Here is a 24266-nt window from a genome sequence, read left to right as displayed (position 1 = left end):
CCGCGCATCGGCGCCTTGCCAGCGCACGTGCTGGACGACGTGGGCATCCACCGAGGATGGGGAGGCGCGGCCTAGTGCGCACCATGGTCGTCTGGTGCTCCGACTGGTCGGTGACGGCGGGGCTGCTCGAGCTCGCCGACGGCAGGGGCGAGGACGATCCCGTGCTCGACGTCGGCGCGCCGGCCGTCGTACTCGCGAACAACCGGGTGGTCGTCTGCAATGCCACCGCCCGGGCGGAGGGGGTGCGTCGCGGCCAGCGCCGGCGTGACGCCCAGGCGCGCTGTCCCGAGGTGGTGCTGCTGAGCGCCAACCCCGACCGGGACGCGCGCTGGTTCGAGCCGGTGCTCACGACCGTGGAGGAGGTCCGGCCCGGGGTCGCCCCGCTGCGGCCGGGCCTGCTCGCGCTGCCGGCTCCCGGACGCTACTTCGCGCGGGGCGGTGAGGGTGGCATCGGTGGCGAGGAGGCAGCGGCGGCGCTGCTGGCCGAGCACCTCGTCGGTGCCGGGGTGTGGGACTGCCGGTTCGGTGCGGCCGACGACCTGTACGCCGCCGAGCGGGCCGCTCGCCAGGCCACGCCCCAGGGCTGCCTGGTCGTGCCCGCCGGTGGGTCGGCGGAGTTCCTGCGCAGCCTGCCGGTGACCGCGCTCGCCGACGACGGGCCGGAGGGGGCGGAGCTCGCCGACCTGCTGCGCCGGCTCGGGCTGGTGCTGCTCGGTGACTTCGCCGCGCTCTCGGGGGCCTCGGTGAGCAACCGGTTCGGTGCCTACGGCGTCGAGGTGTGGCGCCGGGTGCAGGGCGAGGAGGTCGTCCGGCTGGCCTCGCGCACACCCCCGCCCGAGCTGGCCTGCGAGATCTCCTTCGAGCCGCCGCTCGACTCCGCCGAGGCGGTCACCTTCAGCGTGCGCACCACGGCCGAGAGGTTCGTCGCCGGGCTCTCCGAGCGACAGCTCGTCGCGACCGGGGTGCGGATCGAGGCGGAGTTCGAGGACGGCGTCTCGGCCCGGACCTGGCTGCACCCGCGCTGCTTCACCTCCCGCGACCTCGTCGACCGGGTGCACTGGCAGCTGCAGGCCGGCATGGCCGGCTCGGGACTGCGCAGCCGCAAGTCGACGGGGGAGTCGATCACCTCCCCGGTCACCCTCGTCCGCTTCCTCCCCGACACCGTCGAGCCCGCCGGCGCCCACGTCGACGGGCTCTGGGGTGGCGGTGCTGACGACCAGGTCGTGCGGGGCGTGGCGCGGGTCCAGGCCATGGTCGGGTACGACGCCGTCCGGGTCCCGGTCCGCCAGGGCGGCCGGAGCGCGGCCGACCGCCAGGCGCTGGTCCCGTGGGGGGAGCGGCCGGTCGGCCTGCGTCCCGTCGACCGGCCGTGGCCGGGCCGGATCCCCGGGCCGGCGCCGAGCAGGGTGTTCGCCGAGGCGCTGGAGGCCGAGGTCGTCGACGAGGCGGGTGTCGACGTCGCCGTCACCAGCCGGGGGCAGGTGACCGGACCGCCGTGGCGGTTCCGGATCGGCCGGCGCTGGCACCCGGTCGCCTCGTGGGCCGGGCCGTGGCCGGTCGACGAGTCCTGGTGGCTGGGGGCGGGCAGCGGCGGCCGCGCCGCCCGCTTCCAGGTGGTCGGTGTCGACGGGCGGGCCTGGCTGCTGTGCTGGCGCAGCCCCGGCTCCTGGGAGGTGGAGGCGGCGTACGACTAGGTGCGACGAGGTGCGACGAGGTCGTGCCCGCCAGGGGATGGGAGACGCGACCCGGGAGGTCTACGCTGCAAGGGATGACACGTGGAGGCTCCCCATGGCACGCAACGGCAGCCCGGCGGACGTGATCCCCCGGAACCTCAGGGCGCTGCACGGCGCCCTCGAGCACAGCGTCACCATCCAGGCGACCAAGCTGCAGGAGCTGATGGACGACCTCGTCGTCCGAGGCTCGCTGACCCGCGCCGAGGCCGACAACCTCCTCGGCCAGCTGGTGAGCGCCAGCAAGGCCTACTCCCAGGCGCTGCTGCAGGTCCTCGACACCGTCACCGAGACCGCGACGGCGCCGGTGCGCGCGACGGCAGGACGCCTCGCCGGGACGGCCGGCGCGATGGCCGGGACCGTGGCGCAGTCGGTCAGGCAGGCGCCGCGCCTCGTGCCCGGACGGGGCAGGTCCACCACGAAGACGGCCTCGCGGTCGGCGAGCGCCGGGCCCGCCCCGGCGCCGGTGGTGGCCGTGCTGCCCGACCTGTCGACGCTGACCGTCCCGCAGGCGAAGTCCCGCCTCGCCGGACTGGACGCGTCCGCGCTGCGTCGGCTGCGCGAGCAGGAGGTCGCGGGCAAGAACCGCAAGGGCGTGCTGGACGAGATCGCCCGCCAGCTGGGCTGAGCAGACGTCCGCATCGCCACGGTCGTGACCCTCGCCCCGGGACTCGTCGCCGAGGGTCAGGGACTGCGCCGCCACTGACGGACGATCCACACCATGCAGACCAGCCAGGCGAGGACCACGGCCACGTCGTCGACGTGCACGCCGTGGGTCGGGCTGAACGTGATGATGACCGGACCGGAGAGCCGGGAGCTTCCCGCCAGCGCCTCGACGGTGATCCCGCTGACGAGGACGGCGCCGGCGGCCAGCTGGAGACGGGGCGACATGATCGCGTCATCGTAGTGGGGCGGATCGGCCCGTCGGACGTGACGTCCGAGCGCGCGCTTCGCGCGGCACCGGCCGGGCCCCTACTGCGGGGCAGGGCCGGACGGGTCCCCGCGGACGAACCCGTCGCTCGTGAGCACCGGGACCACGTCGTCCACGTCGACCTCTGCTGCCGTCGCGACGTCCGCGCCGAACCCGGCGTCGACCAGCTCGCGGCCGCTCGCACAGGCGCGCAGCTCGTCGCCGATCCGGTCGGCGACGGCCCGCCAGGCAGCCAGCGCGACCTGCGCCTCGGCGCTGGTCGGCACCTCGACGTGGGCCCGCAGCGCGTCGAGGACCGCGCCCGCGCCCCACAGGTCCTCCACGGCCGGGCGCAGGGTGTCGTCGGGCCAGCGCTCGCCGGACGCGACGAGCGCCACCGTCGCGCCCGCGGCCACCCGGGGGAGGAGCCACCGGGCCACTGCCGTCCGGTTGCGCAGGGACGCGGCGACCACGGTCGCTCCCGAGCCCGCGTCGCGGACGGCCGCGCAGATGGTGGAGCCGTTGGGCGAGGGCAGGACCAGCCGGTCGACGTACCTGCAGGTGAGGAGCTGGGCAGGGGACAGGCTCGGGGGCGGGTCGTCGAGCTGCCGCGCCTCGAACCGGCCGACGGCCAGCGTGGCGCCCGCCGCCTCGGCGTAGGCCGCGGCCCGGTCGTCCTTCCACGGGAACGGCAGCACGCGCATGCCGCGGAGAGTGGCGATGGAGAGGGTCGTCGTGAACGACAGGACGTCGACCACGACCACGACGTCGGCGTCGGAGGTCAGGGCGGCTGCTCCGGTCGGTCCCCACTCGAGCCGGAGCCTGCTGCCGGGCTGCGTGTGCGCGAGGTCCGGCTCCATGGGATGCGACACCGGGCGTGTCCTAGAGGTACTGGCCCGCGGCCGGCTTGGGCTCCCGCCAGCCGCCGGCGCGGGCCTGGGCCAGCAGCGCGGCGGTGGTCACCGCGTCGGAGGTCTCCAGGACGGTGGCCCGCACGAGCTCCTTGAGGTCCGCCCCGGTGGCGCCGTCGGTGGCGCGGGCGACGGCCGGCAGGTCGAGGTCGGCGTCGCTCCAGGCGAGATAGCGCTGAAGGATCGCCAGGCGGCCCTCGACGCCGGGGGCCTCCATCTTGATGACGGTGTCGAACCGCGACGAGCGCCGCGCGGCCTTGTCGATCTTGCGGTGGTCGTTGGTCGACGCGATCACGACGACACCGCTGCGGTCGGCGAGGCCTCCGTCCATCACGTTGAGGAACTCGCGCAGCCGGTGGGGGTTGGTCTCGCCCCGCTCGCCCACGATCAGGTCGAGGTCGTCCATCAGGACCAGGCTCGGCGACAGGTCGGACGCCAGCTCGAACAGGTCGGTGAGCGAGTGCTCGGTCACCGTGGTGTCCGGCACGAGCACGGTGGCCCGGCCGGCCAGCTCGTGGGCGACGACGGTGCCCAGCTGGGTCTTGCCCGTCCCCGGAGGTCCGACCAGGAGCAGGCCGGTGCTGGTCCCGAGGCCGCGCGCGGCGAGGTCGTCGGCGAGGTCGATCACGCGGTGCACCCGGCGATCGACCGTGTGCCAGACCGAGGGGTCGAGCTTGAGGTGGTCACGGGTCGCGGCCCGGCCGGTCCACCGCTGGAGCAGCAGGCCGGCATCGCTGACCACGACGCGGTAGGCGCCGCGGCGGTAGGGCGACTCCGCGCGGCAGGTGCGCAGGAAGGACTCGAACAGCTCCGGGAGGACGGCGTTGTCGGCGGCGCGACCGATGAGCTGGACGTCCGGCCCGAAGCGGTGCGGCGCGATGCGGGCAACGACGGGGACGGCGCCCAGCGTGCCCGCCGGCAGCAGGACGCTGACGGCGGCGTAGCCCCGGACGTCGCCAGCGGCGCCCGGGATCGACTGGGTCATGGCGGGCCCCGCGGGCACCGAGCCGACGGGGTCGAGGCCCCAGCGCGCCTGCGCCTCGTGGAGCCAGTGCCCGACGGCGTGGGTGACGGCGAGCTCCGGGCACTCCTCCAGCACGACCAGGTCGGTGGGGTCGACGCCCAGCTGCGCGGCGGCGTACTCGAACGGGGTGCTGTCGGCCGGCTGGCGACGCACGAACTCGCGGTCGATGGCCTCGGCCAGCAGCCGGAGGGCAGGCAGCGGCGCCTCCACGAGGAGGTCCGTCACGTCGATGTCGGTCATGTTCACCACCTTCTGGGTACGTCGGGCCGGTCGGGCACAGCTGGACAGTGTGCGCCGACCGGTCCGGCCGGCGCCAATGGTTATCCAGGGGTCCGGCACAACTCCGGCGTCGGTGGTGACGGGCGACCGGTCAGTCCGGGCCCGGCGTCTGGCTGCTCTCGCGGCGGGTCCCCTCGGGGTCGTCGACCCGCTCGTCGGAGTCGTCGAGGATGGCCTCGGCCTGTGCCCGGGGATCCTCGCTGCCGGCCTCGACCTCCTCGGGAAGGAGCTCGGCCCGTTCGGAGATCCGCTCGTCGTCGGCTGGTTCGCGTCCCATGTCGCAGCGCTACCCGTTGGCGGTGCGGGCATGCGACGCCGGACGGCGCCGCTCGCCGGCAGCGCTCAGCGGGAGTGCTCCTAGAAGGTGCGCACCCAGACGCAGTGCTCGGAACCGCGCAGGGTCTCCACGGCCTCGGCCGAGAGCGGCTCGGAGGCGTCCACGACGACGTACCCGAGGCTGTTGCGGGTCGACAGGTGCTGGCCGACCACGTTGTCGCCGGCGTCGGAGAAGGCCGCGTTGAGGCCGGTCAGCACGCCGGGGACGTTGTGGTGGAGGAAGCCGATCCGGTGGCCGGGGGTGAACTCGCCCGGCAGGACGTCGGGCAGGTTGACCGACAGCGCGGTGCTGCCCTCCAGGGCGAAGCGGGCGAGCTTCTCGGCGACGAAGCCACCGATCTCCTCCTGCGCCTCCTGCGTCGAGCCGCCGATGTGGGGCGTGAGGATGACGTTGTCGAGGCCGCGCAGCACGGAGGTGAACGGGTCGCCCTGCGCCTTGGGCTCGGCCGGGAAGACGTCCACGGCGGCGCCGGCGATGTGGCCCGACAGCAGGTTCTCGCGCAGGGCGTCGTAGTCGACGACCATGCCGCGCGAGGCGTTGATGAACATCGCACGACGCTTCATCTGCGCGAACTCGCCGGCGCCGAAGAAGCCGGCGTTGCCGGGACGGCCGTCGACGTGGAGGCTGACGACGTCGGACACGGCGAGCAGCTCGGGCAGCGTGCGGACGCGGCGGGCGTTGCCGTGGGCCGGACGGTCGGCGGTGTCGTAGAAGACGACGCTCATGCCGAGGGCCTCGGCGACGGTCGAGAGCTGCGTGCCGATGTTGCCGTAGCCGACGATGCCGAGGGTGCGGCCACGGACCTCGTGGCTGCCCTTGGCCGACTTGTCCCAGATCCCGTCGTGCATCCGCTGGGTCTTCTCCGGCAGGCGGCGGGCGAGGCTGATGATCTCGGCGATGACGAGCTCGACGACGCTGCGCGTGTTGGAGTACGGCGCGTTGAACACCCCGATGCCGCGCTCGGCGGCGGCGGCCAGGTCGACCTGGTTGGTGCCGATGCAGAAGCAGCCGACGGCGAGCAGCCCGGGGGCGGCGTCGAGGACGCGGGCGGTGACATTGGTGTTGGAGCGGATGCCGAGCAGGTCGACCCCGTCGAGGGAGGCGATCAGCTCGTCCTCGGACAACGACCCCGCGCGGAGCTCCACGTCGTACCCGCGGCCCTCCAGGTACTCGACGGCGGCGGGGTGGATGTTCTCGAGCAGCAGAGCCTTCACGGGACAACGGTAGGGGAGCGCGGGCGCAGGTCCGAACAGCGGCCCCCGCCGTGATACCGCTCGTGCAGCGCCCGGGCTCCTCGTGCACCGGAGATCGGCTCGACACCCGGTCGGTGCACCCGCCTAGGGTGGGCGCGTGTTCCTCGAGAATGTCGTCTTCGACGCCACCGATCCACGCTCCCTGGGCCGCTCCTGGGAGTCCCGGCTCGGCACCACGACCCTGACCGACGTGCCCGAGGGCTTCGAGACGCGGCTCGAGCTCCCGGGCTGGCCCTATCTCGACCTGTGCTTCCAGCGGGTGCCCGAGCCACCCACCGGCCCGGAGCGGCTGCGCCTCGACGTCGACGGCGACACCGGCGCCCTCGCGGCGCTGGTCCTCGAGTCGGCGGACCCGGAGCGGGACCGTGCGTTCTGGGCCTGGCTGACCGGCTGGGTGCCGGTGGAGGGGAGGGGGGCGGTGCTGCGGCACCCGTCCTCGAACGGGCCGGTGCTCGAGCTGGCGCCCGAGCGGGCGCCGAAGGTCGACGGGAAGAACCGGATCCACCTCGACATCCGGCTCGAGGAGGAGGACCCGGACGAGGTGGCCCGGGCGATCGCCGACCACGGCGGACGGGAGCTCGACCTCGGCTACGGCGAGCTGCCGTGGCGCCACTACGCCGACCCCTCGGGCAACGAGCTCTGCGTGCTGGTGGCCCACCACTGACTTCCTGTCGAACACATGTTTGACTAGAGTCGGTCCATGGGATGGAACAACCCACCCGTCCCGTGGCGGGAGCTCGAGCGACGCCTCTCCGGGCGTGCGCCGTCGATGGAGGCGCCCGTCTCCCGGCGCAAGCGCCCGCGCGCCGAGCCGGAGGAGATCGTCCGCCCGGTCGGTACGACGCCCTACGCGGAGCTGCACTGCCACAGCCACTTCAGCTTCCTCGACGGGGCGAGCAGCCCCGGTGACCTGGTCCGTGAGGCCACCCGGCTCGGCCTCGACGCGCTCGCGCTGACCGACCACGACGGGTTCGCCGGGGCGCCGCTGTTCGCCGAGGCCGGCAAGGACTACGCCCTGCCGACCGTCTACGGCGCCGAGCTCTCCCTCGGGCTGACCCGGACCCAGAACGGCATCCCCGACCCCGAGGGCAGCCACCTGCTCGTCCTGGCCCGCGGCGTGGAGGGCTACCACCGGTTGTCCGGGGCGATCACCGAGGCCGGGCTCCGGGCGCCCGAGAAGGGCAGCCCCGTCCACGACCTCGACGAGCTCGCCGAGCGCGGCCACGGCCACTGGGTCGTCCTCACCGGCTGCAGGAAGGGCCTCGTGCGGCAGGCGCTCGCCACGCACGGTCCCCGCGCCGCGGCGGAGGCGCTCGACCTGCTCGTCGACCGGTTCGGCCGGGAGCACGTCGTCGCCGAGCTGATCGCGAGCGACCAGCCGGGCGCCGACGAGACCAACGAGCTGCTCGCCCGGATCGCCGACGACCGCCGGGTCCCGGTCGTGGCGACCGGCAACGTGCACCATGCCGCCCCCGAGGGGCGCCGGCTGGCGGCGGCGATGGCGGCGGTGCGCGCCCGGCGCAGCATCGCCGAGCTGGAGGGGTGGCTGGACCTGTCCGGTGGTGCGCACCTGCGCAGCGGCGAGGAGATGATGCAGCGCTTCGGGCACCGCCCGGACGTGGTGGGGCGGACCGTCGTACTCGCGAAGGAGCTGGCGTTCGACCTCCGCAAGGCATCGCCGAGGCTGCCGAAGCAGGGCATCCCCGAAGGCCGGACGGCTGCCGAGCACCTGCGCGTCCTGGTGGAGCAGGGCTTCGCCCGCCGCTACGCCGGCCGCGACCTCGAGGCGAAGGCGCGCGACCGCGTCGAGGCGGAGATGCAGGTGATCCTGCAGAAGGACTTCGCCGGCTACTTCATCATCGTCCACGACATCGTCGCCTTCGCCCGCAGCAAGCAGATCCTCTGCCAGGGGCGGGGATCCGCGGCCAGCTCGGCGGTCTGCTTCGCCCTCGGGATCACCGCGATCGACTCGGTCTACTTCGACCTGCCCTTCGAGCGGTTCATCTCCCAGCACCGCGAGGAGGAGCCCGACATCGACGTCGACTTCGACTCCGACCGCCGCGAGGAGGTCATCCAGTGGGTCTACGACACCTACGGCCGCCGCAACGCCGCCCAGGTGTGCAACGTGGTCAGCTATCGCCCGCGGATGGCGGTGCGCGACGCCGCCAAGGCGCTGGGCTTCTCGACCGGCCAGCAGGACGCGTGGTCGAAGTCGATCGACGGCTGGGGGAGCTCGGTCGAGGAGGACCAGGGCATCCCTCCCCAGGTCGTCGGACTCGCCGAGGAGCTGATGGGTGCCCCGCGCCACCTCGGCATCCACTCCGGCGGCATGGTGCTCACCGAGCGTCCGATCGGCGAGGTCTGCCCGATCGAGAAGGCCCGGATGCCCAACCGCACCGTCCTGCAGTGGGACAAGGACGGCTGCGAGTCGATGGGGCTGGTGAAGTTCGACCTGCTCGGCCTCGGGATGCTCGGCGCTCTCGACCACATGATGCGGCTGGTCGAGGAGCACACCGGGAAGCGCTGGACGCTCGAGAGCCTGCCGAAGGAGGAGCCCGAGGTCTACGACATGCTCTGCCGGGCCGACTCGATCGGGGTCTTCCAGGTGGAGTCCCGTGCCCAGATCGGGACCCTGCCGCGGCTCAAGCCGCGCTGCTTCTACGACCTGGCCATCGAGATCGCGCTGATCCGCCCGGGGCCGATCCAGGGCGGTGCCGTCCACCCCTACATCCGGCGGGCGATGGGCCGCGAGCCCGTGGTCTACGACCACCCGCTGCTCGAGCCGATCCTCGGGCGGACCCTCGGCGTCCCCCTCTTCCAGGAGCAGCTCATGGCGATGGCCGTGGCGCTGGGCAACTGCACCGCCGACGACGCCGACCTGCTGCGCCGCGCGATGGGCTCCAAGCGCGGCGTCGAGCGGATCGAGAAGGTCAAGGGCAAGCTCTACGAGGGGATGGCCCAGAAGGGCATCACCGGCGACCGGGCCGACGCGATCTACGTCAAGATCCTCTCCTTCGCCGGCTTCGGCTTCGCCGAGTCGCACGCGCTCAGTTTCGCGCTGCTCGTCTACGCGTCGTCCTGGTTCAAGCTGCGCTACCCGGCGGCCTTCCTGGCCGGCCTGCTGCGCAACCAGCCGATGGGCTTCTACTCACCGCAGTCGCTCGTCGCCGACGCCCGCCGCCACGGCGTCGCCGTGCTGCCGCCCGACCTCGCGCGCTCCGGTGCGCAGGCCGGTCTCGAGCCGTGCCCGCCGTACGGCCGGGACCGGCACCGGTACGACGACGGGCTGGCCGTCCGGCTCGGGCTCGACGAGGTCAAGGGGATCGGCAAGGAGGTCGCCGAGCGGATCGTGGCCGAGCGTGCGGTGGCGCCGTACCAGGACCTGCCGGACCTCTCCCGCCGCGCCGGGCTCACCACCGCCCAGCTCGAGGCGCTCGCGACGGCCGGCGCCTTCGCCTCGCTCGGCCTGGACCGGCGCCAGGCGATCTGGATGGCCGGCTACGCCGAGCACGACGGCCAGCTGCCCGGCAGCACGCCCGCCCCGGCGCCCCCGACGCTGCCCGGGATGAGCCCGATGGAGGTGACCCTGGCCGACCTGTGGGCGACCCGGATCTCCACCGACGTACACCCCGTCGAGCACTTCCGCGACCAGCTGGTCGCCGCCGGCATCCGCGCGGTGGGGGACCTGCGCACCGCCGAGCCGGGCCGCCGGGTCCACGTGGCCGGCCTGATCACCCACCGCCAGCGCCCCGGGACGGCCAGCGGGATCACCTTCCTCAACCTCGAGGACGAGACCGGGATGCTCAACGTCGTCTGCTCGCCGGGCGTGATGAAGGCCCACCGGCAGGCGGCGCGCAACAAGGTGGCGGTGGTGATCCGGGGGATCGTGGAGCGCCAGGACGGCGTCACCAACCTGGTCGCCGACCGGGTCGAGACCCTCGACACCGTCCTCCCCGGCACCGGCGAGGCGCTCCAGGTGCGCCAGTCGTCGCGTGACTTCCGGTGATCGCGGGAGGCGGGCCGGGAGGCCGATTCGGGCGAGGCGAACCTGCTGCGGTAGTGTTCCGTTCGCTTCGAACGGCGATCCCGGACGAAGTGTTCGGGCTGTAGCGCAGCTTGGTAGCGCACCTGACTGGGGGTCAGGGGGTCGCAGGTTCAAATCCTGTCAGCCCGACCGAAGTTTATGCAGGTCAGAGCCACTTTGAGAGCCATTCTCAGAGTGGCTCTGGTCGTTTGTGGGCCAGAAATGACACACACATGACACAGGGCACAGGCAGGATTCAGGCGTTATCGCCAACTCGGCCGCTCATGACACCCGCTCAGCGGCTCTCAGAGGCTCTGGCACTGCCTGCGGCACACGGGGCCGCCGATGCCCTGACAGGCGTTCTCAGGGCTCTACGCTGAACGTCAGAGACCCCCGGACACTATGACTGTCCGGGGGTCTCGCTGCTGTTCTCGACTGTGCTGGCTACTGCGCCTTGCGCTCGGGGTCGTAGGACACGTACACGTCCACGAATCGCGTTTCCTTGTCCTTGCCCTCCCGGGTCTTGCCCTTCACGATGTGCGGCTCACCGTTCTTGTTGCGATGAACGGAGGTTCGGACCCTCCATGGACCATCGTTCTGCTTGTCGTTCTCGTCAGTCCCATTCGTTCGCTTGGCCCAACTGGCGTACTTCTGCGGCTTGTCCGTGTCCTCTGCGACAAGTGCCCACAGTGCTGGGTGGTCCTGCAACTCCTTAATCTCGGCATCGGTGAACGTGGGCTTGCCTGCTCCGGGGCCTCGGGTGACCTCAGGGGTTTTCTCAACAAACTTGAACGCCATTTTTCTTCTCCTAATTAGTGAGGTTCAGTACATGAATCCTACTATCTATGTCAACACGACACCCAAAAACCTCCAAAGATTCAAAATGTATAAATTTGTGTCAGGTGTATGAACCGCGTAAAAAACGCACCATCCCGTTTGGGATAGTGCGCACGTGTTTCTAACGCTGGTTGCTGCTGCGGGTGCTTTCCTCCGTTCCCTGTCTGCCGTTCCTGCCTACGCGCTGAGAGCCGTGTAGAGCGTCTGTCGGCTCACTCCCAGGTCTCGGGCCACCTTGGCCTTGGGAATGCCCTGAGAGACCTGCTGACGGGCCTGTGCGACCTGCTCAGCGTTGAGCGACGGCTTGCGACCCTTGTAAACCCCGTTGGCCTTGGCAATGGCGATGCCCTCAGCCTGCCGCTCACGAATCAGGGAGCGCTCAAACTCGGCAACTGCACCGAGCATCGAGAGCAGCAACGTGCTCATTGCTCCATCCTCGCCCGTGAACGTGAGCCCTTCCTTGATGAAGTGCACCCGCACACCCTTGTCAGTGAGACCCCGGACAATGGAGCGCAAGTCATCGAGATTCCTCGCAAGCCTGTCCATGCTGGGGATGGTGAGCGTGTCTCCCTCCCGGACGTAGCCGAGCGCGGCAATCAGCTCGGGCCTATCAGCGTTCTTGCCACTGGCCTTGTCGATGAACACGCGGTCACACTCGCTCAGGGCCTCAACCTGTCGGGCCTCGTTCTGCGACGTGCTCGACACTCGCCCGTAGCCAACAACCTGTCCACTCATCCCTAGACCTTCTAACACTTGTGTCCAACAAGTTCTGATTGAACTCTAGTTAGACATTAATCGTTGCTTCCATCCATGTCTAGATGATGTGTAATCCAGATTGACGTTTCTCCATTGGCTTCCCCAAGCCGAGCAGGTTGCTTTGATTGCTTCCGTACCCGGCTCGGGGGAGTGGCCCCAATCATTACGAGGCGGCATCTGATTTGCGGGGATTTGCGATGCTCCCATTTACGATTGGCGGTCTAGGTCGCTGGAATATTTCTAGAGCCCTACCTGCCTCACATGGTCGCTCAGAGCAGCATTCTCGGCTCTCTTTAAACCAAACGTTGCCACGACAGAATCTTTCGTTGCTCGGAAATTAGCCACATAGCCTGTCAATTGGATTCCCGACATGACGGCATCCGGCTTGCCAACGAATGGAATCAGGTTCAATTCAACAGTGAGGAACGTGACTTCATTCTTGTCATTCTTTGTTCCGTATACCTCAGCGCTCTCGACCTGCTGGCATAGACACTCATATTCGTTCCTGATACACGAGTGACCAAGCAGGATTCTCGGGCATACCGTTTGTGTTCCTGCATGCGGGTCGAATGCCAAACCCGTGCTGCTCACTACCCCGGTGAACTCAGTCACGTGCACCACGGCCTACCTGATTCTCAACACCCGGCAGGTATCGCATTACCTTAGCGGCATCCATTGGGTCCGTAATATCCAATCCCATTGCCTGCGCTAGTAGCAGTGCATTCGTGACTCTGATTGCAGCGGCCAATTCTTCAACTTCATTATTGTTACTCATAGTTTCTCCTTGATTATTTAGTTCCACAGCGCATCCACCCATTCCTGAGCGGCCTTTGTGGTGTTCCTATCTACCGGCCCGGTGTGCTGTACCTCTACAGGTGCTACGGCGGGCTCTTTGGTGACTCCTGTTAGGTCTACTCGATAAGACCCGGCAAGTTCCCCATTAGAACAGGATGAGACATCCTTGATTGTATAGGTGAACTCTTCGTCTAATTCAATCTTGCACAATGTGACGTCGGAAGCGCTAGCGGACGACGGCACATCTGTTGTTGTCTTACTTGTAAGATTAGTTGGAGTATTGTTTGTAGTATTACTAGCACCTGTGGTGCTATGGCTTCCCCCATATGTGCTATGGCTCTTCCCAGAGGTGCTACGGCTCTCCCCCAGAGGTGCTACGGCTCCATCCCAATCAAGACATAAGGTGTATTCATAGTTCTTGTTTGTGGCCCTAGCCGTGTGATAGTCCAACTCTGCCGACAGTGCTCCACAGTTGACGAGTGCGCGGCGGTACTCGGTGAAGTGACCAGACGAAGTAAACCCTCCATCGGCCAGAATATCGTCAGTCATTGGGTGTGACGTGACCTTTGTTCCGTACATCCTCTTAAAGATGCAGTACGCAAACGTCTTTGTTGCATGGGACAGATTGCTAGCCATGATGTTGTCTAGCCACTCTTGCTTCTGTCTGTAGGTTTCTTCTTTCATTGCTTCTCCTTAGGTAGTAAATGCAAAGAGACCCCGTGCTGTCAGACACGGGGCCTCTTCGTTTGTATTCATCTACTACCAATAGAGAAAACTAAGATGGAACCTTCCTTGCTGACAGTCTCGGAACTATTCGCTTCATCAAGTATACCACACATTCCACGTGAGATAAACTATGCACACCAAAATTCTATCGGTCCCAATGAGTTGTACGTCTTAAACTCATTGGGACCATGAAGATGGTTTGAGGATAAGCGCTAACTTGTTTCCATCTTCTCTTCAATTATATCACGTATTGTTTCCCCGGACGCCAAGTTGGAAGAAACGTCCGGGGAAGAGCGGTGCGGAACTAGTCCAGCATCATTGACCGTTTCTCACTCGTTCAATCTCGCTCAGTTCCATTATACCTTTGTTCCGATTCTAAGGTTACGGCTGATTATTCTTATCAGATTATTACCTTTGAGAACTCTAGATTAAGAACTGTATAGATTAGCCCTCACTCTGTATAGATTATTGAGATGTTTCCTTGTTCTTCGAAAGTTCAAGGGCAGTGTCAATGTTCTTGTTCAACATTTCCATGATGCCTGTGTCGTCAGTGGGGAAAAACTTTGCATACGTGTTGAGCGTGAATGCTGCATCGGTGTGGCCTGCCCACGCCTTAACCCGTGGAAGGTCTACGCCCTGACGAATCCACAGGCTGATTGCCGTGTGCCGGAGGTCGTGCACTCTGCATGACAACTTGGCCTTGGTTAGACCCGTAGCGAAGGCGCGCCTGTTGAACGTTCGGGGATTGACCTGCGTCCCGTTGGAGGTCGTGAAAACCCATTGCCCGCCAAAGCGGCTCTGGTGCTCTTTCAAGGCGTCGATGACGTGCCGGGGGAGCGGTACGGTCCTGAGCGCTGCACGGGTCTTGGGACGCTCTAGGACTAGTCCCTTGCCGACAACCTCCGTGACGGTGTTGTGGACCGTTGCAGTGCCCTTGACCAAGTCCACGTCGCTCCACCTGAGCGCAGAGGCTTCACCGATGCGGAACCCGGAGTAGGCCAAGAACAGCACCAGTGCCTTGAACCTCGGATTGATTGCCTCTGCCAACTGGTGAATCTCGGCATGGTCGAGAACCACCATCGGGTCACGGTCCACGGTCGGGAGGTTGATGCCTACGCATGGCGTCTCTCTGATGTACCGGCCCGCCACGGCGGTTTTCATGGCCGCAGAGAACTCCTTGTAGCAAGCCCTGATGGTGGATGCGCTCACCCTGGCCTCTAGCACCATGGAAGCAATCCAGTCCTGTACCGCTGCCTGTGTGATGCGCTCTAGCGGCCAGTCGTCCCAACGGTTGACGTGATTGTCGTAGAGCGTCTTGGACGTGGTCAGGGTGACTTGCTTGACGTTCACGCGGCTCTTGACGTGCAGCGGGTAGAACGCCTTAAAGGTGGTCCGAGCTGACACAGGGTCGATGCCTCTGCCCGTGGCCGCTTCGTTCTCCACCTGAGCCTTGAACGTCAATGCATCCTGATGCCGAGTGAACGTCTTGCGCCTGCTCTTGCCGTCCACGCGGTAGCGAACGTCGTACCTGTCGCCACGCTTGTCGATGCTCGCCATGTGTCACGTCTCCAAGTCAAGGGGTCTGAGAGGCCACATCATGACACATCTATGACACGGAACGCGGGCATTCCTCGTGTCGGCAGAACTAGCAGGCTGACCTGCTGAGACTCGGGTTGTTATCAGAAACTGACCTCTGACCTGCAAAAACGCTGTAGCACCGCCAAAATCTATGACCCCTTAGAACGGCTCTGGAACCGCGTTCGCACATCTGGGGGTCAGGGGGTCGCAGGTTCAAATCCTGTCAGCCCGACCGAACCGAACGGCTCCGACCTGCGCGTCGGGGCCGTTCGTCATTTCCCGTGCAGTGGCCGCTCGAAGAGCCGCGACATCACCACGACCGTCCGTGACCGGTCGACCTGCTCGACGGCGCGGATGCCCTCGATGACCCGCTCGAGGTCGGCCATCGAGGCGGCCACGACGTGGACCAGCGCGTCGGCGTCGCCGGTGATGGTCCACGCCCCGATGACCTCCGGGAAGGCCTCGAGGTCGCGCTTGAGCCGGTCGGCGGAGACATTGCCCTGGTAGGACAGCTCGACGTAGGCCGAGGTGTCCCAGCCGAGGGCGGCGGGGTCGATCAGGGCGGTGAACCCGGCGATCTCGCCCCGTTCGCGCATCCGGTCGACCCGGCGCTTGGTGGCCGGCGCCGACAGGCCGACCGCCTTCCCGATCTCCTGGAAGGTGGCCCGGCCGTCGCGCAGCAGGTGGTCGACGATCTGGCGGTCCAGCGCGTCCATCGCGGTCTCCTTCGGATCTTGCGTGAACGGCTGATCCACGCAACGAACTGGGGTCTGACGCGCAACGGATGGCGATTGATTGCGCCCGCTGCCGACTCTAGCGTTGCCACGCCCACCGATGAGAGGACCCTGATGCTCACTGCCGCGCCGCCACGACACCTCGACATCCTGATGTGCCCGCCGACCCACTTCGCGGTCGAGTACGCCATCAACCCGTGGATGGACACCGCCGTGCCCGTGGACGTGGCCAGGGCCGAGCAGCAGTGGGAGGAGCTCCGGGCGACGTACCAGCGTCTGGGCCACGACGTGCGCGTCGTCGAGCCCGTGCCCGGCCTGCCCGACATGGTCTTCGCCGCCAACGCCGGTGTCGTGTACGACGGCCGGGTGCTCGTGTCGCGGTTCACCCACGCCGAGCGCCAGGGCGAGTCGGCGGCCTACGCCGCCTGGTTCGAGGCCGCCGGCTACCGGGAGGTCCGCACCGCCACCGTCCGCAACGAGGGCGAGGGCGACGTGCTGACCGTCGGCCGCGTCATGCTGGCGGCCGCAGGGACCCGCACCACCCGCGAGGCGCACGCCGAGCTGGCCGCGTTCTTCGGCGTCCCGGTCATCGGGCTCGAGCTGGTGGACCCGCGCTTCTACCACCTCGACACCGCGCTGATGGTGCTCGACGAGCAGACCGTCGCCTACTACCCGGGCGCCTTCTCGGCCGCGAGCAGGGCGGCCATCGAGCAGCTCTTCCCCGGCGCGATCCACGCCACCGAGGAGGACGCCTGCGGCTTCGGCCTCAACGCGATGAGCGACGGCGTCCACGTGGTGATGTCCGACCGCGCCCCGCGACTGGCGGAGCGGCTGCGGGAGCGTGGCTACGAGCCGATCGGCGTCGACATGAGCGAGCTGGTCAAGGCCGGCGGCAGCGCGAAGTGCTGCACCCTGGAGCTGCGCGCATGACCATCAGCCTCCTCGACGTGCCCGGCATGGTCCGGTGGGTCTCCGAGCGCGGTGTCGAGACCATCCTGCGCGAGCTCACCGAGGTCATCGACGCCGACTTCGCCCGCTGGCAGGAGTTCGACAAGACCCCGCGGGTGGCCAGCCACTCGACGGAGGGCGTCGTCGAGCTGATGCCCACCAGCGACGGCGTCACCTACGGGTTCAAGTACGTCAACGGCCACCCGAAGAACCCCGAGCGCGGCTTCCAGACCGTCACCGCCTTCGGCGTGCTCGCGGACGTGGGCAACGGCTACCCGTTGTTCCTCAGCGAGATGACGATCCTGACGGCGCTGCGCACCGCGGCGACCTCGGCGATGGCCGCCCGTCGCCTGGCGCGGCCGGACTCGACCACGATGGCGATGATCGGCTGCGGGGCCCAGGCGGAGTTCCAGGCGCTCGCCTTCCGCACCGTGCTCGGCATCGACCGGCTGCGGATCTGGGACACCGACCCGGCCGCGATGGACAAGCTCGAGCGCAACGCGACCCGCGCGGGCTTCGACGTCCACCGCGCCACCGACGCCCGTGACGCGTGCCTCGGCGCCGACATCGTCACCACCTGCACGGCCGACAAGGCCAACGCGATCGTGCTGCCGCACGACGCCGTGGTGCCGGGCATGCACCTCAACGGCATCGGCGGCGACTGCCCCGGCAAGACCGAGCTGGACCCGCGGACCGTCGCGGCGGCGCGGGTGTTCGTGGAGTACACCCCGCAGACCCGCATCGAGGGTGAGATCCAGCGCCAGGCGGCCGACTTCCCGGTCACCGAGCTGTGGGAGGTCGTCCAGGGCCGTCGTACCGGACGGGAGAGCGCGACCGACGTGACGCTCTTCGACTCCGTGGGCTTCGCGATCGAGGACTTCAGCGCGCTGCGCTACGTGTACGACGCCATCCGGGCCGCCGGGGAGTCGCCGACGGTCGACCTGGTCGCCGAGCCCGCCGACCCGAAGGACCTGTTCGCTTACGCGACCGCGGCCATCCCCGTCGGCGTATGAGCGCCTTCGCCAGCGCCCAGGCGCCGCGGGACGTGGTGATGGTCCGCCCGCACCGCTTCGCGCCCAACCCGGAGACGATCGCCGACAACCTCTTCCAGCCGCGCACGCCGGTGACGCCGACGGCCGCGCTGGCGGAGGCGGCGTACCGGGAGGTGACCGCGATGGTCGACACCCTCACCGGGGCGGGGATCCGCGTGCACCTCTTCGAGGACGAGGAGGCCGGCCGGCCGGACAGCGTGTTCCCGAACAACTGGTTCACCACGCACCCCGACGGCCGGGTCGCGCTCTACCCGATGTACTCGCCCAACCGGCGCACCGAGCGCCGCCGGGACGTGATCGACGCGCTCCGCAGCACCTTCCGGATCACCGGCGCGCACGACTACTCCGTGCTCGAGGACGAGGAGCTCTACCTCGAGGGCACGGGGTCGATGGTCCTCGACCACGACCACCGGGTGGCGTACGTCGCCCGCTCGTTCCGCTCCCACGACCGGGCCGTCGCGATGGTCTGCCAGGACCTCGGCTACCGCCCGGTCGTCTTCACGACCGTCGACGGGCGCGGCGCACCGATCTACCACACCAACGTGATGATGGCGGTCGGGCCGAAGGTCGCCCTGGTGGCGCTCGACTCCATCCCGGACGCGGGGGAGCGGCACGCCGTCGCCGCCAGCCTCGCCACCACGGGCCACACCGTCGTCGAGCTCGCCAGCGGCCAGCTCGACGAGTTCGCGGGCAACACCATCGAGCTCACCGGTGCCGACGGTCCGGTGCTGGTGCTGTCGTCGCGTGCGCTCGCCAGCCTGACCGAGCAGCAGGTCGAGGTGATCACCGCCCACACGCGGCTGCTGCCCATCGACGTACCGACGATCGAGCTGGCCGGGGGCTCGGTCCGCTGCATGATCGCGGGCATCCACCTGGCGCCGCGGCAGGCCCCGCCCGGGGCCCCGCGGCAGGCAGCGCGACCGGTTCCTCAGCCCGCCTGAGCGATCCGGACCAGCGCCACCCGGCCGGCACCGTCGAGCCTGGTGGCGTCCGCGCCGGTCACGACCGCGACGTCGCCGGTCCCCAGGCGCTCGCCGCCGACGGAGCAGGAGCCGTCGAGCACCACGACGACCACGCTCTCCGTCCCCGGTACGACGTCCGCCGTTCCGTCGAGGTGGAGCACCTCGATCGTTCCGGTCGTCGTACCGCGGCGGGTCATCAGGTTGAGGTCGCGCGTGGGCCGCTCGACCGTGCACGACACCACCAGCCCTCCGTCGAACGCGAAGGGCACGTCGCGCTCCAGCGGGTGGACGCCGTCGGGCAGGTGGAGCGCCATGCCCTCGCCCTCGACCAGCACGATCGTCCGGTCGACGCCTGGGAATAGCGAGAAGGCGCCGCTCTGCGTCACGTCGGCGAGGCTCACCCGCCACGCGAAGTCGTCGGACGAGCCGCTCATGGCGAGCTCGGTGGTCAGTCCCTGGCCGTTGCGCCAGGGGATGCGGGGCAGGTCCGCGGCGCGGGTGATCGTGGTGGTCATCGTCGTCCAGTCCACCGGATGCGAGCCAGGTGCGGAAGGCTGCCTCAGCTGTCGGTATCCCGGATCCCAGACTCGGCCCGGGCCGCCACGAACGCCGCGACGCAGCGCCGGACGTCGTCCTGGTCGTGGGCGGCGGAGAGCTGGACACGGATCCGGGCCTTCCCGAGGGGGACCACCGGGTAGGAGAACGCGACGACGTGGACACCGTGGTCCACCATCCGCTCGGCGACCTCGCCGGCGAGGCGGGCGTCCCCGAACATGACCGGGACGATCGGGTGCTCGCCGGGCAGCAGGTCGAAGCCTGCCTCGGTCATCAGCTCGCGGAACAGCGCACTGCTCCGGCGCAGGCGATCCCGTGCCCCGGCCCCGGCGGCGACCAGGTCGAGTGCGGCGAGCGAGCCGGCCACGACCGGCGGGGCGACCGCGTTCGAGAACAGGTAGGGACGTGAGCGCTGGCGCAGGAGGTCGATGATCTCGCGATGGGCGGCGACGTAACCGCCCGAGGCGCCGCCGAGGGCCTTCCCGAGGGTGCCGGTGACGATGTCGACGCGGTGCTGGACGCCCATCAGCTCGGGCGTCCCGCCACCGGTCGCGCCGATGAAGCCCACGGCGTGCGAGTCGTCGACGACCACCAGTGCGTCGTGGCGCTCGGCCAGCTCGCAGATCTCCGGCAGCGGCGCGAGGTAGCCGTCCATGGAGAAGACGCCGTCGGTGACGACCAGCCGGCGACGCGCGTCCGCGGTCGAGACCAGGCAGCGCTCGAGGTCGGCGAGGTCACGGTTGCGGTACCGGAGGCGGCGGGCCTTGGTGAGCCGGATCCCGTCGATGATCGAGGCGTGGTTGAGCTCGTCGGAGATGATCGCGTCGCGCTCGTCGACGAGCACCTCGAACAGGCCGCCGTTGGCGTCGAAGCACGAGGAGTAGAGGATCGCGGCCTCCGCGCCGAGGAGGCCGGCGATGCGGTCCTCCAGCTCGACGTGCTGCTCCTGGGTGCCGCAGATGAAGCGGACGCTCGACATGCCGAAGCCCCAGCGGTCGAGCGCCTCGCGAGCAGCGGCCACGACCGCCGGGTGGTCGGCGAGGCCGAGGTAGTTGTTGGAGCAGAAGTTCAGGACCTCGTCGCCGCCGATCTCGACCGTCGCGTGCTGCGGACCCGCGATCGCGCGCTCGACCTTGAGCAGTCCCGCGTCCCGGATCCCGTGCAGCTCCTCGCGGAGCTCGGCCCGTACCGCCTGGCGGTGGCTCGTGCCCATCACGCGACCGCCGTCCAGTCCATGACCACCTTGCCGCCGTGCCCGGTCGCGGCGGCGGCGAAGGCGGCCTCCCAGTCCGCGGCCGGGAAACGGTCGGTGATGACGGGCGTGATGTCCAGGCCGGAGCTCAGCAGCGAGCTCATCGCGTACCAGGTCTCGTACATCTCGCGACCGTAGATGCCGCGGATCGTGATCATGTGGCTGACCACGCGGGCCCAGTCGACCTGGACCGGCGCGCTCGGCAGCCCGAGCACCGCGATCCGTCCGCCGTGGTTGAGGTTGGCGATGATCTCGGGCAGGGCGCTCGGGGCGCCCGACATCTCGAGCGCCACGTCGAAGCCCTCGCTCATCCCCAGCAGTGCCTGGGCGTCCGCGACCGATCCGGTCGTCACGTCGACCGTGAGGTCGGCGCCGAGCGCACGGGCGAGCTCCAGCCGGTCCGGGCTGACGTCGGTGACCACGACGTGGCGCGCGCCGACCCTGCGGGCGACGGCCGCGGCCATCAGGCCGATCGGACCGGCGCCGGTGATCAGCACGTCCTCGCCGACGAGGGGGAAGGCCAGCGCCGTGTGGACGGCGTTCCCGAGCGGGTCGAAGACTGCGGCGACGTCCGGGTCCGCCTCGTCTCGGTGCACCCACACGTTCGCGGCGGGGAGGACGACGTACTCGGCGAAGGCGCCGTCGCGGTCGACGCCCAGGCTGGAGGTGCGGATGCAGAGGTGCCGGCGTCCCGCGCGACAGCTGCGGCACGAGCCGCACACGAGGTGACCCTCGCCGGAGACCAGGTCGTCCACACGCACGTCGGCGACGCCGGGGCCGACGTCGACGACGGTGCCGCAGAACTCGTGGCCGGGGATCAGCGGCGGCGCGATCGCGCCCCGCGCCCAGCCGTCCCACCGGTAGATGTGGAGGTCGGTGCCGCAGATGCCGGTCCGCAGCACCCGGATCTTGACCTCCCCGGGTCCGGCGACGGGCTCCGGGCGCTCGACCAGCTGGAAGCCGGGGCCGGTGCGGGACTTGAACAGGGCTCGCATGGGCCCAAGGCTCCAGCGACGGGGGCTCGGCCGGCTTGGCCGACTCCACGAAACCGGCGCGACGCAGTGGTGGAGATCGACGAAGGGACGACGGTCCGAGCGCACCTATGCTCGTCCGCACCCCGGCCGGCCGGCCGGGGCCGAAGGGGAGGTGGGCGTGGCGTCACTCAACGCGATCGACGGCTGGCTGCGGGAGGAGCTGCCCGGCCTGCTGACCCGGTACGGCGTCGTGGGTGCCTCCGTCGCCGTGTCGCGGGGGGAGGAGGTCGCCGAGCAGGCGGCGGGTCTCCTGAGCACCGCGACCGGGGTGCCGGCGACCACCGACTCCGTCTTCCAGATCGGCTCCGTTACCAAGGTCCTCACCGCCACGCTCGTGCTCCAGCTGGTGGCGGAGGGTGCGGTGGACTTGGACCGGCCGGTGCGGACCTGGCTGCCCGAGCTGTCGCTCGGCGATGCGGAGGCAGCGGACCGGATCACCGTGCGCCAGCTGCTGAGCCACACCTCCGGCTTCGAGGGCGACGTCTTCACCGACACCGGCAAGGGCGACGACTGCATCGAGAAGTACGTCGGCGAGCTCGCCGAGGTGCCCCAGCTGTTCCCGCCGGGCGCGATGTTCTCCTACAACAACGCAGGCTTCTGCCTGCTCGGCCGGCTGGTCGAGGTGGTCCGTGACCGTCCCTACGACGACTGCCTGCGCGACCACCTGCTGAGGCCGCTCGGCGCCACCCACACGGCGTGCGATCCCTACGAGGCGGTGCTGCACCGGGTGGCGGTCGGCCACGTCGCCACCGACGCGGGCCTGGCTCCGACGACGACCTGGGCGCTGGCGCGGTCCAACGCGCCGGCGGGCTCGATGCTGGCCATGAGCGCAGGCGACCTCGACCGCTTCGCCCGGATGCACCTCGCCGGCGGTCGCGGCATCCTCGACACCGAGCAGGTGCGGTCGATGCAGGAGGCCCAGGTCGACCTGCCGGACATCGGCCAGGGCCGTGCGTGGGGCCTGGGGTGGGAGCTCTTCGACGTCCCCGGCGCCGTCGTCGTCGGCCACGACGGCAACACGATCGGCCAGTCGGCGTTCCTGCGCCTGCTGCCCGACCACGACCTCGCCGTCACGCTGCTCACCAACGGCGGGCCCGCCAAGCCGCTGTGGCGTGCGGTCGCCGGCCACGTGGTCCGGGAGCTGGCGGGCATCGAGCTGCCTGCCCCGCCGGCCCCGGCCGACCCGCCGGTCCCGCTCCCCGAGGCCAGCCGGTACGTCGGCCGCTACACCTCGATCGTCGGCGAGACCGTCGTGAGCGCGGACGCCGCGGGCCGGCTGTGGCTGGACCGGACGCCGCTCGGCGTGCTCGCGGAGATCGACGAGCCGTCGTACCGGACGGAGCTGGTGGGCTGGCGGGGTGACACGCTGTGGCCCGTCGAGCCGGAGGGCGGCACCCACCAGCCGGTGGCCTTCCTGGGCGACGACGGCGCCGGCCGGGCGGCGTACCTGCACACCGGACGAGCGGACCGGAGGGCCGATGACGGACGCAGCTGAGCTCCACCACCGCGCGGTGGTGGCCGACACCCACAACGACCTGCTGTGCGCGGTCGTGGCCCGGCCGGTGGACCGCTGGGCGTCGTACTTCCGGGAGAACTGGCTGCCGCAGCTGCGCGCCGGCGGCGTGGACATCCAGACGCTGCCGGTCTTCGTCGAGGACGCCTACCGCCCGGAGGGTGCGCTGCGTCGCACGCTGCGGATGGTGGAGGCCGCGCACCGCGTGGCCGAGGGGTGCCCAGCGGACACGCTGCTGTGCCGTGACGGCACCGACCTGGACGCCGCGCTCGAGTCCGGGCGGATCGCGCTGGTGCTGGCGCTCGAGAGCGCCCCCGGGGTGGGGGAGGACGTCGAGCTGCTGGGCACGCTGTTCCGGCTCGGCGTCCGCGTCGCGTCGTTGGCCCACTTCGGGCGCACGGCGCTCGCCGACGGGAGCGGGGAGGACGGGACCGGCAGCCGCCTGACCCGAGCCGGTGTCGCGGCGCTCGCGGAGATGGAGCGGCTCGGCATGCTGTTCGACATCAGCCACCTGGGCGCCACCGGCGTCGACCACGTCCTCGAGCTGGCGACCCGACCCGTGATCGCCACGCACTCCTCGGCGCGCGCGTTGCGCGACCACCACCGCAACCTCACCGACGAGCAGATCCGCGGGGTGGCCGCCGGCGGAGGCGTGGTGTGCGTCAACTTCTTCGCACCCTTCTTGCACCCCACCGACCACACCGTCGACCGACTGGTCGACCACATCGAGCACATCACCTCGGTGGCCGGGGTGGCCCACGTCGGACTGGGCCCGGACTTCCTCAAGGAGGTGCTGGCCGACACCACTCCGCCCTGCTGCGAGGGCGCCGTGGTGGAGGGCGTGCCCTCGGACGTCTACCTCCCCGGCCTCGAGGGACCCGCCGGACTGCCGCTCGTCACCTCGGCGCTGCTGCGCCGCGGGTGGGCGGAGGAGGACGTGCTGGCGGTGCTCGGCGGCAACGTCCGGCGCCTGTACGTCGAGCACCTGGGTCTCCCCGCATGAGCGGGTTCGTCGGAGCGGACGAAGGCACACCCTCACTTCGGGATCGCCGTACC

21 protein-coding genes and 1 tRNA gene are annotated in these 24266 nt (G+C 69.5%); 10 read left to right on the top strand and 12 right to left on the bottom strand.

The features are described from left to right. Positions 1-83 precede the first annotated feature (83 nt). Entirely contained in the window at positions 84-1694 is a 1611-nt protein-coding gene (locus AC2YHB_RS07600; protein ID WP_487353717.1) for a DNA polymerase Y family protein, read from the top strand. A 94-nt stretch (positions 1695-1788) separates the two neighbouring features. Further along, a complete protein-coding gene (locus AC2YHB_RS07595) occupies positions 1789-2358 on the top strand; it encodes a hypothetical protein (RefSeq protein ID WP_179651150.1) in 570 nt (189 codons plus the stop codon). Positions 2359-2414: 56 nt separating this feature from the next. Here the strand turns inward: AC2YHB_RS07595 and AC2YHB_RS07590 are convergent, their stop codons facing one another. The 5 genes from AC2YHB_RS07590 to serA all read right to left on the bottom strand — a co-directional run bounded on the left by AC2YHB_RS07590 (position 2415) and on the right by serA (position 6405). After that, positions 2415-2621, bottom strand: coding sequence for a hypothetical protein (locus AC2YHB_RS07590; RefSeq protein WP_179651151.1), 207 nt, complete (start codon positions 2619-2621; stop codon positions 2415-2417). Positions 2622-2702: 81 nt separating this feature from the next. Next, the gene (locus AC2YHB_RS07585; RefSeq protein WP_308645668.1) at positions 2703-3512 is read right to left on the bottom strand and encodes a 2-phosphosulfolactate phosphatase; all 810 of its coding nucleotides are present in this window, start codon (positions 3510-3512) and stop codon (positions 2703-2705) included. 10 nt (positions 3513-3522) lie between these two features. Beyond that, positions 3523-4815: an AAA family ATPase gene (locus AC2YHB_RS07580; protein WP_179651152.1), complete on the bottom strand. Its 1293-nt coding sequence runs from the start codon at positions 4813-4815 to the stop codon at positions 3523-3525. 130 nt (positions 4816-4945) lie between these two features. Then, entirely contained in the window at positions 4946-5131 is a 186-nt protein-coding gene (locus tag AC2YHB_RS07575; RefSeq protein ID WP_179651153.1) for a hypothetical protein, read from the bottom strand. 80 nt (positions 5132-5211) lie between these two features. Beyond that, a complete protein-coding gene (gene serA / locus AC2YHB_RS07570) occupies positions 5212-6405 on the bottom strand; it encodes a phosphoglycerate dehydrogenase (RefSeq protein ID WP_179651154.1) in 1194 nt (397 codons plus the stop codon). Positions 6406-6541: 136 nt separating this feature from the next. Between serA and AC2YHB_RS07565 the strand changes: the two genes are divergently transcribed. The 3 genes from AC2YHB_RS07565 (at position 6542) to AC2YHB_RS07555 (ending at position 10618) form a co-directional block, all read left to right on the top strand. Beyond that, positions 6542-7108: a VOC family protein gene (locus AC2YHB_RS07565; protein ID WP_179651155.1), complete on the top strand. Its 567-nt coding sequence runs from the start codon at positions 6542-6544 to the stop codon at positions 7106-7108. Positions 7109-7144: 36 nt separating this feature from the next. Then, positions 7145-10450, top strand: coding sequence for an error-prone DNA polymerase (locus AC2YHB_RS07560; protein WP_179651157.1), 3306 nt, complete (start codon positions 7145-7147; stop codon positions 10448-10450). A 94-nt stretch (positions 10451-10544) separates the two neighbouring features. After that, positions 10545-10618: transfer RNA gene (locus tag AC2YHB_RS07555), tRNA-Pro, on the top strand. Positions 10619-10912: 294 nt separating this feature from the next. On the opposite strand, the gene AC2YHB_RS07550 is transcribed toward AC2YHB_RS07555, so the two are convergent. The 4 genes from AC2YHB_RS07550 to AC2YHB_RS07535 all read right to left on the bottom strand — a co-directional run bounded on the left by AC2YHB_RS07550 (position 10913) and on the right by AC2YHB_RS07535 (position 15876). Beyond that, on the bottom strand, positions 10913-11266 hold the full coding sequence (locus AC2YHB_RS07550) for a hypothetical protein (protein WP_487353710.1): 354 nt from the start codon (positions 11264-11266) through the stop codon (positions 10913-10915). Positions 11267-11482: 216 nt separating this feature from the next. Next, positions 11483-12040, bottom strand: coding sequence for a recombinase family protein (locus AC2YHB_RS07545; RefSeq protein WP_487353709.1), 558 nt, complete (start codon positions 12038-12040; stop codon positions 11483-11485). 2007 nt (positions 12041-14047) lie between these two features. Next, complete coding sequence (locus AC2YHB_RS07540) at positions 14048-15139, bottom strand: tyrosine-type recombinase/integrase (protein WP_487353708.1); 1092 nt, start codon at positions 15137-15139, stop codon at positions 14048-14050. A 293-nt stretch (positions 15140-15432) separates the two neighbouring features. Beyond that, positions 15433-15876, bottom strand: a complete 444-nt coding sequence (locus AC2YHB_RS07535; RefSeq protein ID WP_036545574.1) for an Lrp/AsnC family transcriptional regulator — start codon at positions 15874-15876, stop codon at positions 15433-15435. A gap of 132 nt (positions 15877-16008) precedes the next feature. On the opposite strand from AC2YHB_RS07535, the gene ddaH reads away from it, so the two are divergent. Genes ddaH through ctlX form a run of 3 tightly spaced genes read left to right on the top strand, consistent with a single transcriptional unit; the run spans position 16009 to position 18835 of the window. Then, positions 16009-16824 (top strand): dimethylargininase, encoded by an 816-nt coding sequence (gene ddaH / locus AC2YHB_RS07530; RefSeq protein WP_179651159.1) that lies wholly within the window; start codon positions 16009-16011, stop codon positions 16822-16824. After that, the gene (locus AC2YHB_RS07525) at positions 16821-17855 is read left to right on the top strand and encodes an ornithine cyclodeaminase (protein WP_179651161.1); all 1035 of its coding nucleotides are present in this window, start codon (positions 16821-16823) and stop codon (positions 17853-17855) included. Before ddaH ends, AC2YHB_RS07525 begins: the two co-directional genes overlap by 4 nt. Next, positions 17852-18835, top strand: coding sequence for a citrulline utilization hydrolase CtlX (gene ctlX / locus AC2YHB_RS07520; protein ID WP_487353707.1), 984 nt, complete (start codon positions 17852-17854; stop codon positions 18833-18835). The genes AC2YHB_RS07525 and ctlX overlap by 4 nt, the downstream gene beginning before the upstream one ends. Here the strand turns inward: ctlX and AC2YHB_RS07515 are convergent. The 3 genes from AC2YHB_RS07515 to tdh are packed head-to-tail and all read right to left on the bottom strand — an operon-like array spanning position 18823 to position 21658. Continuing rightward, the gene (locus tag AC2YHB_RS07515; RefSeq protein WP_179651165.1) at positions 18823-19371 is read right to left on the bottom strand and encodes a HutD/Ves family protein; all 549 of its coding nucleotides are present in this window, start codon (positions 19369-19371) and stop codon (positions 18823-18825) included. The genes ctlX and AC2YHB_RS07515 overlap by 13 nt on opposite strands. A 44-nt stretch (positions 19372-19415) precedes the next feature. Then, a complete protein-coding gene (locus AC2YHB_RS07510; protein ID WP_179651167.1) occupies positions 19416-20624 on the bottom strand; it encodes a glycine C-acetyltransferase in 1209 nt (402 codons plus the stop codon). After that, the gene (tdh, locus tag AC2YHB_RS07505) at positions 20624-21658 is read right to left on the bottom strand and encodes an L-threonine 3-dehydrogenase (protein WP_179651169.1); all 1035 of its coding nucleotides are present in this window, start codon (positions 21656-21658) and stop codon (positions 20624-20626) included. The genes AC2YHB_RS07510 and tdh overlap by 1 nt, the downstream gene beginning before the upstream one ends. Positions 21659-21815: 157 nt before the next feature. On the opposite strand from tdh, the gene AC2YHB_RS07500 reads away from it, so the two are divergent. Further along, positions 21816-23192, top strand: coding sequence for a serine hydrolase domain-containing protein (locus tag AC2YHB_RS07500; RefSeq protein ID WP_179651171.1), 1377 nt, complete (start codon positions 21816-21818; stop codon positions 23190-23192). Further along, positions 23176-24213 (top strand): dipeptidase, encoded by a 1038-nt coding sequence (locus AC2YHB_RS07495; RefSeq protein ID WP_179651172.1) that lies wholly within the window; start codon positions 23176-23178, stop codon positions 24211-24213. Before AC2YHB_RS07500 ends, AC2YHB_RS07495 begins: the two co-directional genes overlap by 17 nt. Positions 24214-24266: the final 53 nt, after the last annotated feature.

It is taken from the genome of Nocardioides sp. SRI_004 (genome assembly GCF_057586415.1).
The sequence above is the reverse complement of the archived record's forward strand: the minus strand, read 5'-3'. Positions and strand labels throughout refer to the sequence as shown.

Excerpts from the sequence above, each read along its gene's own strand:
- AC2YHB_RS07600 (WP_487353717.1), top strand. The coding sequence starts at position 84 with ATGGTCGTCTGGTGCTCCGACTGGTCGGTGACGGCGGGGCTGCTCGAG.
- AC2YHB_RS07595 (WP_179651150.1), top strand. The coding sequence starts at position 1,789 with ATGGCACGCAACGGCAGCCCGGCGGACGTGATCCCCCGGAACCTCAGG.
- AC2YHB_RS07590 (WP_179651151.1), bottom strand. The coding sequence starts at position 2,621 with ATGTCGCCCCGTCTCCAGCTGGCCGCCGGCGCCGTCCTCGTCAGCGGG.
- AC2YHB_RS07580 (WP_179651152.1), bottom strand. The coding sequence starts at position 4,815 with ATGACCGACATCGACGTGACGGACCTCCTCGTGGAGGCGCCGCTGCCT.
- AC2YHB_RS07575 (WP_179651153.1), bottom strand. The coding sequence starts at position 5,131 with ATGGGACGCGAACCAGCCGACGACGAGCGGATCTCCGAACGGGCCGAG.
- AC2YHB_RS07560 (WP_179651157.1), top strand. The coding sequence starts at position 7,145 with ATGGGATGGAACAACCCACCCGTCCCGTGGCGGGAGCTCGAGCGACGC.
- AC2YHB_RS07550 (WP_487353710.1), bottom strand. The coding sequence starts at position 11,266 with ATGGCGTTCAAGTTTGTTGAGAAAACCCCTGAGGTCACCCGAGGCCCC.
- AC2YHB_RS07545 (WP_487353709.1), bottom strand. The coding sequence starts at position 12,040 with ATGAGTGGACAGGTTGTTGGCTACGGGCGAGTGTCGAGCACGTCGCAG.
- AC2YHB_RS07540 (WP_487353708.1), bottom strand. The coding sequence starts at position 15,139 with ATGGCGAGCATCGACAAGCGTGGCGACAGGTACGACGTTCGCTACCGC.
- AC2YHB_RS07535 (WP_036545574.1), bottom strand. The coding sequence starts at position 15,876 with ATGGACGCGCTGGACCGCCAGATCGTCGACCACCTGCTGCGCGACGGC.
- ddaH (WP_179651159.1), top strand. The coding sequence starts at position 16,009 with ATGCTCACTGCCGCGCCGCCACGACACCTCGACATCCTGATGTGCCCG.
- AC2YHB_RS07525 (WP_179651161.1), top strand. The coding sequence starts at position 16,821 with ATGACCATCAGCCTCCTCGACGTGCCCGGCATGGTCCGGTGGGTCTCC.
- ctlX (WP_487353707.1), top strand. The coding sequence starts at position 17,852 with ATGAGCGCCTTCGCCAGCGCCCAGGCGCCGCGGGACGTGGTGATGGTC.
- AC2YHB_RS07515 (WP_179651165.1), bottom strand. The coding sequence starts at position 19,371 with ATGACCACCACGATCACCCGCGCCGCGGACCTGCCCCGCATCCCCTGG.
- AC2YHB_RS07510 (WP_179651167.1), bottom strand. The coding sequence starts at position 20,624 with ATGGGCACGAGCCACCGCCAGGCGGTACGGGCCGAGCTCCGCGAGGAG.
- tdh (WP_179651169.1), bottom strand. The coding sequence starts at position 21,658 with ATGCGAGCCCTGTTCAAGTCCCGCACCGGCCCCGGCTTCCAGCTGGTC.
- AC2YHB_RS07495 (WP_179651172.1), top strand. The coding sequence starts at position 23,176 with ATGACGGACGCAGCTGAGCTCCACCACCGCGCGGTGGTGGCCGACACC.